3 protein-coding genes and 1 pseudogene are annotated in these 7,830 nt (G+C 70.4%); 3 read left to right on the top strand and 1 reads right to left on the bottom strand.

The annotated features are described in order from the left end of the window. Nucleotides 1-54: 54 nt before the first annotated feature. A pseudogene (locus ACFXA3_RS24680) lies at nucleotides 55-564 on the bottom strand (ADP-ribosylglycohydrolase family protein); the annotation flags it as partial. 258 nt (nucleotides 565-822) lie between these two features. Between ACFXA3_RS24680 and ACFXA3_RS24675 the strand changes: the two are divergent. The 3 genes from ACFXA3_RS24675 to ACFXA3_RS24665 all read left to right on the top strand — a co-directional run. Then, nucleotides 823-1,554, top strand: coding sequence for a VIT1/CCC1 transporter family protein (locus ACFXA3_RS24675; protein WP_385190214.1), 732 nt, complete (start codon nucleotides 823-825; stop codon nucleotides 1,552-1,554). Between the two features lie 386 nt (nucleotides 1,555-1,940). Next, nucleotides 1,941-6,485, top strand: a complete 4,545-nt coding sequence (gene gltB / locus ACFXA3_RS24670; protein ID WP_385190217.1) for a glutamate synthase large subunit — start codon at nucleotides 1,941-1,943, stop codon at nucleotides 6,483-6,485. Beyond that, nucleotides 6,478-7,830: glutamate synthase subunit beta (locus ACFXA3_RS24665; protein ID WP_385190211.1), on the top strand; the 1,353-nt coding region annotated here is incomplete at its 3' end. The genes gltB and ACFXA3_RS24665, both read left to right, overlap by 8 nt.

Raw genomic sequence — 7,830 nt, 5'->3', positions numbered from 1 at the left:
CCCCACCCGAGATCGCTATGTGTCTGGTGGGCTCGGATTTTTTTATAAGAGACAGCCGTATTTGCCCACGCGGTCGTGGCTGACGCTGCCGTCGATCGCGACGAGCCGCGCGGCCTCGGCGGGCCGCCCCGCCGCGAACACCCCGAAGGGGGCCGCCCGCATGGCCAGCCCGTCCGACCAGGCGTGGCGGTGCTGCGCGGAGATGGGCGCCGCGAGTCCGCGGCGCAGGTTCTCCAGGGTGCCGCGTTCGCTGAAGCCCGCCCCGCGGAACGGCCCCTCGTCGAGGTCGGCGATCCAGTGGTGCCAGGCCCGCTCGACGTGGGAGACGGTCAGCGCCGATCCGTGCCGGGCCAGCAGCAGCCCCGAGAAGATCGCGTACTCGGTGTCGTCGGTGCCCGCCGGGTCGTCCGATACGAAGCCCTCGATGCGGCCCCATTTCGCCCGGATCTCGGACGGCTTCATGTTCTCGGCGGGGGCGCCGAGCGCGTCACCCGCCGCGAGGCCGAGAAGGGCGCCCCTGGCCCGTTCGAGGAGGACCTGCGGATTGCATGCAATCAGCTCCATGGCGCGCCTCTCCATCTGATGGGACCCATCGTGGGCCCATGGGGGATTTGTGCCACGGCAGGTGGTTTGTCGCTCGCCGCGAAACACCGCGCCCAGGCCCCCGTCACCCGGTCGCCGAGCCGGGAAACCCCAGGTAAGTACGGCCTTCCTTGCTGGCGGGCGGCAGAAATCGTGCGTAGTTTCGAGGTGTTCAGGGGGAGTGGATGCCTGCGCGTCGCCTTCGCGTACCCACTCGTACGAAAAGGGGAGATACGCCGCATGTCCATCATCGACATCGAAGCACCGCTGCACACCGCGCACCGTGACAACCACACCCACCGCGATGTCAACGGCGGATGGCTGCGACCGGCCGTCTTCGGCGCCATGGACGGGCTGGTCTCCAACCTCGCGCTGATGACCGGCGTCGCCGGCGGCGCCGTCGCCCCCCAGACCATCGTGATCACCGGTCTGGCGGGCCTCGCGGCCGGCGCCTTCTCGATGGCGGCCGGCGAGTACACCTCCGTCGCCTCGCAGCGCGAGCTGGTCCTCGCCGAACTCGACATAGAGCGCCAGCAGTTGCGCAAGCACCCCGTCGACGAGATGGAGGAGCTGGCCGAACTGTACGTATCGCGCGGCGTCGAGTCGGCCCTCGCCCGCGAGGTCGCCATGCAGCTGTCCCGCGACCCCGACCAGGCGCTGGAGATCCACGCCCGCGAGGAGCTCGGGATCGACCCCGACGACCTCCCGTCGCCGATGGTCGCCGCGGTCTCGTCCTTCGGCTCCTTCGCGCTGGGCGCGCTGCTGCCCGTACTGCCGTACCTGCTCGGCGCCGCGTCCCTGTGGCCCGCGGTGCTGCTCGCGCTGGTGGGCCTCTTCGCCTGCGGTGCCGTGGTCTCCCGGGTCACCGCGCGGTCCTGGTGGTACAGCGGCCTGCGCCAGCTGCTGCTGGGCGGCGCGGCCGCCGGTGTGACGTACGTCCTGGGAACCTGGATCGGCGGAGCCGTAGGCTGACCGCGCAAGCAGTGAGACACTATGCAGCACGCAGCATAAGTAGTCCTCATCGGAGTCCGTTACCCGGCGGTTTCGAATCCGTGTCCGCCGGGCATCAGACCAGGGCGCGCCGGGCAATGATGCCCACCCCGCGTCGGGACCTTCGCCAGGTGGTGCGCTCCTGAAGTGCTGCGAAGGTTCCCTTTTCCTGCCCCGTGCGTGTCCGCATGCTGAAACGCCATATCCGCTTCTCGGGATTGCCGTCATCATGTAACCTGCACGAAATTTCGCAGAGGGCCAACGTCGTCCCTCGGCTATGCACATATGCCACGACGACGACGGGAGAGCCGATGCGTTCCGCATCCACGCACTCCGCGACCGGCCCCAGCACCACCGCCTGGTCGCCCATGGACGGTCGCCCCGCCCAGCAGGGCATGTACGACCCGCGCAACGAGAAGGACGCCTGTGGCGTCGGATTCGTGGCGAACCTCACCGGCGAGGCGACCCACACCCTCGTCGAGCAGGCGCTGACCGTATTGCGGAACCTCGAGCACCGAGGCGCCACCGGCTCCGAGCCCGACTCGGGCGACGGCGCCGGAATCCTGTCCCAGGTCCCGGACGCGTTCCTGCGCGAGGTCGCCGGATTCGAGCTCCCCGAGGCCGGCGCGTACGCCGTCGGCATCGCCTTCCTCCCCGCCGACGGCACCGCACAGGCCGTCGCCGTGGAGCAGATCGAGGCCATCGCCGCCGAGGAGAACCTCACGGTCCTCGGCTGGCGCGAGGTCCCGGTCACCCCGGACCTGCTCGGCAACGGCGCCCGCGCCACCATGCCGGCCTTCTCCCAGATCTTCGTCGCCGACGGCCGGGGCACGGGCATCGAGCTGGACCGCAAGGCGTTCGTGCTGCGCAAGCGCGCCGAGCGCGAGGCCGGGGTCTACTTCCCGTCGCTGTCCGCCCGCACCATCGTCTACAAGGGCATGCTGACCACCGGCCAGCTGGAGCCCTTCTTCCCGGACCTCTCCGACCGCCGCTTCGCCTCGGCGCTGGCCCTGGTCCACTCGCGGTTCTCGACCAACACCTTCCCGTCCTGGCCGCTGGCCCACCCGTACCGCTTCGTCGCGCACAACGGCGAGATCAACACGGTCAAGGGCAACCGCAACTGGATGAAGGCCCGCGAGTCCCAGCTGGCCTCCGACGTCTTCGGTGACGGCGCGCTCGACCGCATCTTCCCGATCTGCACCCCGGACGCCTCCGACTCGGCCTCCTTCGACGAGGTCCTGGAGCTCCTGCACCTCGGCGGTCGCTCGCTGCCCCACGCGGTGCTGATGATGATCCCGGAGGCGTGGGAGAACCACACCTCCATGGACCCGGCCCGCCGCGCGTTCTACCAGTACCACTCCACGATGATGGAGCCCTGGGACGGCCCGGCCTGCGTCACCTTCACCGACGGGACCCAGGTCGGCGCGGTCCTCGACCGCAACGGTCTGCGCCCCGGCCGCTACTGGGTCACCGACGACGGCCTCGTCGTCCTCTCCTCCGAGGTCGGCGTCCTCGACATCGACCCGGCCAAGGTCGTCCGCAAGGGCCGCCTCCAGCCCGGCAGGATGTTCCTCGTCGACACCGCCCAGAAGCGGATCATCGAGGACGACGAGATCAAGGCCGAACTCGCCGGCGCCGCGCCCTACGCGGACTGGCTGGAGTCCGGCGAGATCGAGCTGACGGACCTGCCCGAGCGCGAGCACATCGTGCACACCCACGCCTCGGTCACCCGCCGCCAGCAGACCTTCGGCTACACCGAGGAAGAGCTGCGCGTCATCCTCGCCCCGATGGCCCGCACCGGCGGCGAGCCGCTCGGCTCCATGGGCACGGACTCCCCGATCGCGGCCCTGTCCGAGCGCCCCCGGCTGCTCTTCGACTACTTCACCCAGCTCTTCGCGCAGGTCACCAACCCGCCGCTGGACGCCATCCGCGAGGAGCTCGTCACCTCGCTGCTGTCCTCGCTGGGCCCCCAGGGCAACCTGCTGGAGCCGACCGCCGCGTCCTGTCGCAGCGTCACCCTGCCCTTCCCGGTGATCGACAACGACGAGCTGGCCAAGCTCATCCACGTCAACGCCGACGGCGACATGCCGGGCATGAAGGCCGCCACCCTCTCCGGCCTCTACCGGGTCTCCGGCGGCGGCGAGGCCCTGGCCGCCCGCCTGGAGGAGATCCGCGGCGAGGTCGACGCGGCCATCGCCAACGGCGCCCACCTCATCGTCCTCTCGGACCGCCACTCGGACGCCGAGCACGCGCCGATCCCGTCGCTGCTGCTCACCTCCGCCGTGCACCACCACCTCATCGCCACCAAGCAGCGCACCCAGGTGGGCCTGCTGGTCGAGGCCGGCGACGTCCGCGAGGTCCACCACGTCGCACTGCTCATCGGCTACGGCGCCGCCGCAGTCAACCCGTACCTCGCCATGGAGTCCGTCGAGGACCTGCTGCGCGCCGGTACGTTCCTGTCCGGCCTGGAGCCGGAGCAGGCCATCAAGAACCTGATCTACGCGCTCGGCAAGGGCGTCCTGAAGGTCATGTCCAAGATGGGCATCTCCACCGTCGCCTCCTACCGCGGCGCCCAGGTCTTCGAGGCCGTCGGCCTGAACGAGGAGTTCGTCGGCGCGTACTTCCAGGGCACCGCCACCAAGATCGGCGGCGCCGGCCTGGACGTCATCGCCAAGGAGGTGGCCGCCCGCCACGCCAAGGCGTACCCGGTCTCGGGCATCGCCGCCACGCACCGCGCGCTGGAGATCGGCGGCGAGTACCAGTGGCGCCGCGAGGGCGAACCGCACCTGTTCGACCCGGAGACGGTCTTCCGCCTCCAGCACGCCACCCGCAACCGCCGGTACGACATCTTCAAGAAGTACACGGACCGGGTGAACGAGCAGTCCGAGCGCCTCATGACGCTCCGCGGGCTCTTCGGCTTCAAGACGGAGGACCGGCCCTCGATCTCCATCGACGAGGTCGAGTCGGTCGCCGACATCGTCAAGCGCTTCTCCACCGGCGCCATGTCGTACGGCTCCATCTCCAAGGAGGCGCACGAGACCCTCGCCATCGCCATGAACCAGCTGGGCGGCAAGTCCAACACCGGTGAGGGCGGCGAGGACCCGGACCGCCTCTACGACCCGGCGCGCCGCTCGTCCATCAAGCAGGTCGCCTCCGGCCGCTTCGGCGTGACGAGCGAGTACCTCGTCAACGCGGACGACATCCAGATCAAGATGGCGCAGGGTGCCAAGCCCGGCGAGGGCGGCCAGCTGCCCGGCCACAAGGTGTACCCGTGGGTCGCCAAGACCCGGCACTCCACCCCGGGCGTCGGCCTGATCTCCCCGCCGCCGCACCACGACATCTACTCCATCGAAGACCTGGCCCAGCTGATCCACGACCTCAAGAACGCCAACCCGGCCGCCCGCATCCACGTGAAGCTGGTCTCCGAGGTCGGCGTGGGCACGGTCGCCGCCGGTGTCTCCAAGGCCCACGCGGACGTCGTCCTGATCTCCGGCCACGACGGCGGAACGGGCGCCTCCCCGCTCACCTCGCTCAAGCACGCGGGCGGCCCCTGGGAGCTCGGCCTCGCCGAGACCCAGCAGACCCTGCTGCTCAACGGGCTGCGCGACCGCATCGTCGTCCAGACCGACGGCCAGCTCAAGACCGGCCGCGACGTCGTCATCGCCGCGCTGCTCGGCGCCGAGGAGTTCGGTTTCGCGACCGCGCCGCTCGTCGTCTCCGGCTGCGTCATGATGCGCGTCTGCCACCTGGACACCTGCCCGGTCGGCATCGCCACGCAGAACCCGGTCCTGCGCGAGCGCTTCTCCGGCAAGGCCGAGTTCGTCGTGAACTTCTTCGAGTTCATCGCCGAGGAGGTCCGCGAGATCCTCGCCGAGCTGGGCTTCCGTACGATCGAGGAGGCCGTCGGCCACGCCGAACTCCTCGACACCAGCAAGGCCGTCACGCACTGGAAGGCCCAGGGCCTCGACCTGGAGCCCCTCTTCCACGTGCCGGCCCTGCCCGAGGGCGCGGTCCGCCACGCCCTGATCGAGCAGGACCACGGTCTGGAGAAGGCCCTCGACAACGAGCTGATCAAGCTCGCCGCCGACGCGCTGAACGCCGAGACCGCGGAGGCGGCCCAGCCGGTCCGCGCCCAGGTCGCGATTCGCAACATCAACCGGACCGTCGGCACCATGCTCGGCCACGAGGTCACCAAGAAGTTCGGCGGTGCGGGCCTGCCCGACAACACCATCGACCTGACCTTCACCGGCTCGGCCGGCCAGTCCTTCGGCGCCTTCCTGCCGCGCGGCATCACGCTGCGCCTGGAGGGCGACGCCAACGACTACGTCGGCAAGGGCCTCTCCGGCGGCCGCGTCGTGGTCCGCCCGGACCGCGGCGCCGACCACCTCGCCGAGTACTCGACCATCGCCGGCAACACCATCGGCTACGGAGCCACCGGCGGCGAGATGTTCCTGCGCGGCCGCACCGGCGAACGCTTCTGCGTCCGCAACTCCGGCGCCCTGGTCGTCTCGGAGGGCGTGGGCGACCACGGCTGCGAGTACATGACCGGCGGCAGCGCGGTCGTCCTCGGCGAGACCGGCCGCAACTTCGCGGCCGGCATGTCGGGCGGCGTCGCCTACGTCATCGACCTCGACGTCGACAACGTCAACGTCGGCAACACGGGCGCGGTCGAAGCCCTCTCCGACACCGACAAGCAGTGGCTGCACGATGTGGTGCGCCGCCACGAGGAGGAGACCGGCTCGACCGTGGCCGCGAAGCTCCTGGCTGACTGGACCGCCGCCGCGGACCGCTTCAGCAAGATCATCCCCACCACGTACAAGGCAGTGCTCGCCGCCAAGGACGCCGCTGAGCTGGCCGGACTCTCCGAGTCCGAGACCACGGAGAAGATGATGGAGGCGGCGACCCATGGCTGACCCGAAGGGCTTCCTCACCACCGGGCGCGAGACCGCCTGTTCCCGTCCGGTCGCCGAGCGGCTGGGGGACTGGAACGAGGTCTACGTCCCGGGCTCGCTGCTCCCGATCATCAGCAAGCAGGCCGGCCGCTGCATGGACTGCGGCATCCCGTTCTGCCACAACGGCTGCCCGCTCGGGAACCTGATCCCCGAGTGGAACGACTTCGCGTACCGCGAGGACTGGTCGGCGGCCTCCGAGCGCCTGCACGCCACGAACAACTTCCCGGAGTTCACGGGCCGCCTGTGCCCCGCCCCGTGCGAGTCGGCGTGCGTGCTCGGCATCAACCAGCCGGCCGTCACCATCAAGAACGTCGAAGTCTCGATCATCGACAAGGCGTGGGACAACGGCGACGTCACCCCGCAGCCCCCGGAGCGGCTGTCCGGCAAGACGGCCGCCGTCATCGGCTCGGGCCCCGCGGGCCTGGCCGCGGCCCAGCAGCTGACCCGGGCCGGCCACACCGTGGTCGTGTACGAGCGCGCGGACCGCATCGGCGGCCTGCTCCGCTACGGCATCCCCGAGTTCAAGATGGAGAAGGTGCACATCAACCGCCGCATCGAGCAGATGCGCGCGGAGGGCACCAAGTTCCGCACCGGCATCGAGATCGGCCGCGACCTGTCCGCCACCGACCTGCGCAAGCGGTTCGACGCGGTCGTCATCGCCGCCGGCGCCACGGTCTCCCGCGACCTGCCGGTCCCGGGCCGCGACCTCAAGGGCATCCACTTCGCGATGGAGTACCTGCCCCTGGCCAACAAGGTCCAGGAAGGCGACTTCGTGGCCCCGCCCATCACCGCCGAGGGCAAGCACGTCGTCGTCATCGGCGGCGGCGACACCGGCGCGGACTGCGTGGGCACCGCCCACCGCCAGGGCGCGGCCTCGGTCACGCAGCTTGAGATCATGCCGCGCCCCTCGGAGGACCGTCCGGCCGCCATGCCGTGGCCGACCTTCCCGATGCTGTACAAGGTCACCTCGGCGCACGAGGAGGGCGGCGAGCGGATCTACTCCGTCTCCACCACCCACTTCGAGGGCGACGAGGACGGCAACGTCCAGGCCCTGCACCTGGTCGAGGTCGAGTTCAAGGACGGCAAGCTGGAGCAGAAGCCCGGCACCGAGCGGGTCCTCCCGGCCCAGCTCGTCACGCTGGCCATGGGCTTCACCGGCACCGACCGCTCCAACGGCCTCGTCGAGCAGTTCGGCCTGGACCTGGACGAGCGGGGCAACGTCGCCCGCGACGCGTCGTACGCCACCAACGTCGACGGCGTCTTCGTCGCCGGCGACGCGGGCCGCGGGCCGGCCCAGATCGTCTGG

The organism is Streptomyces sp. NPDC059456, from assembly GCF_042750055.1.
Taxonomy (GTDB): domain Bacteria; phylum Actinomycetota; class Actinomycetes; order Streptomycetales; family Streptomycetaceae; genus Streptomyces.
Note: the sequence above shows the minus strand (reverse complement) of the source record. Positions and strands in the feature narration are given on the sequence as shown.

Excerpts from the sequence above, each read along its gene's own strand:
- gltB (WP_385190217.1), top strand. The coding sequence starts at position 1,941 with ATGGACGGTCGCCCCGCCCAGCAGGGCATGTACGACCCGCGCAACGAG.
- ACFXA3_RS24675 (WP_385190214.1), top strand. The coding sequence starts at position 823 with ATGTCCATCATCGACATCGAAGCACCGCTGCACACCGCGCACCGTGAC.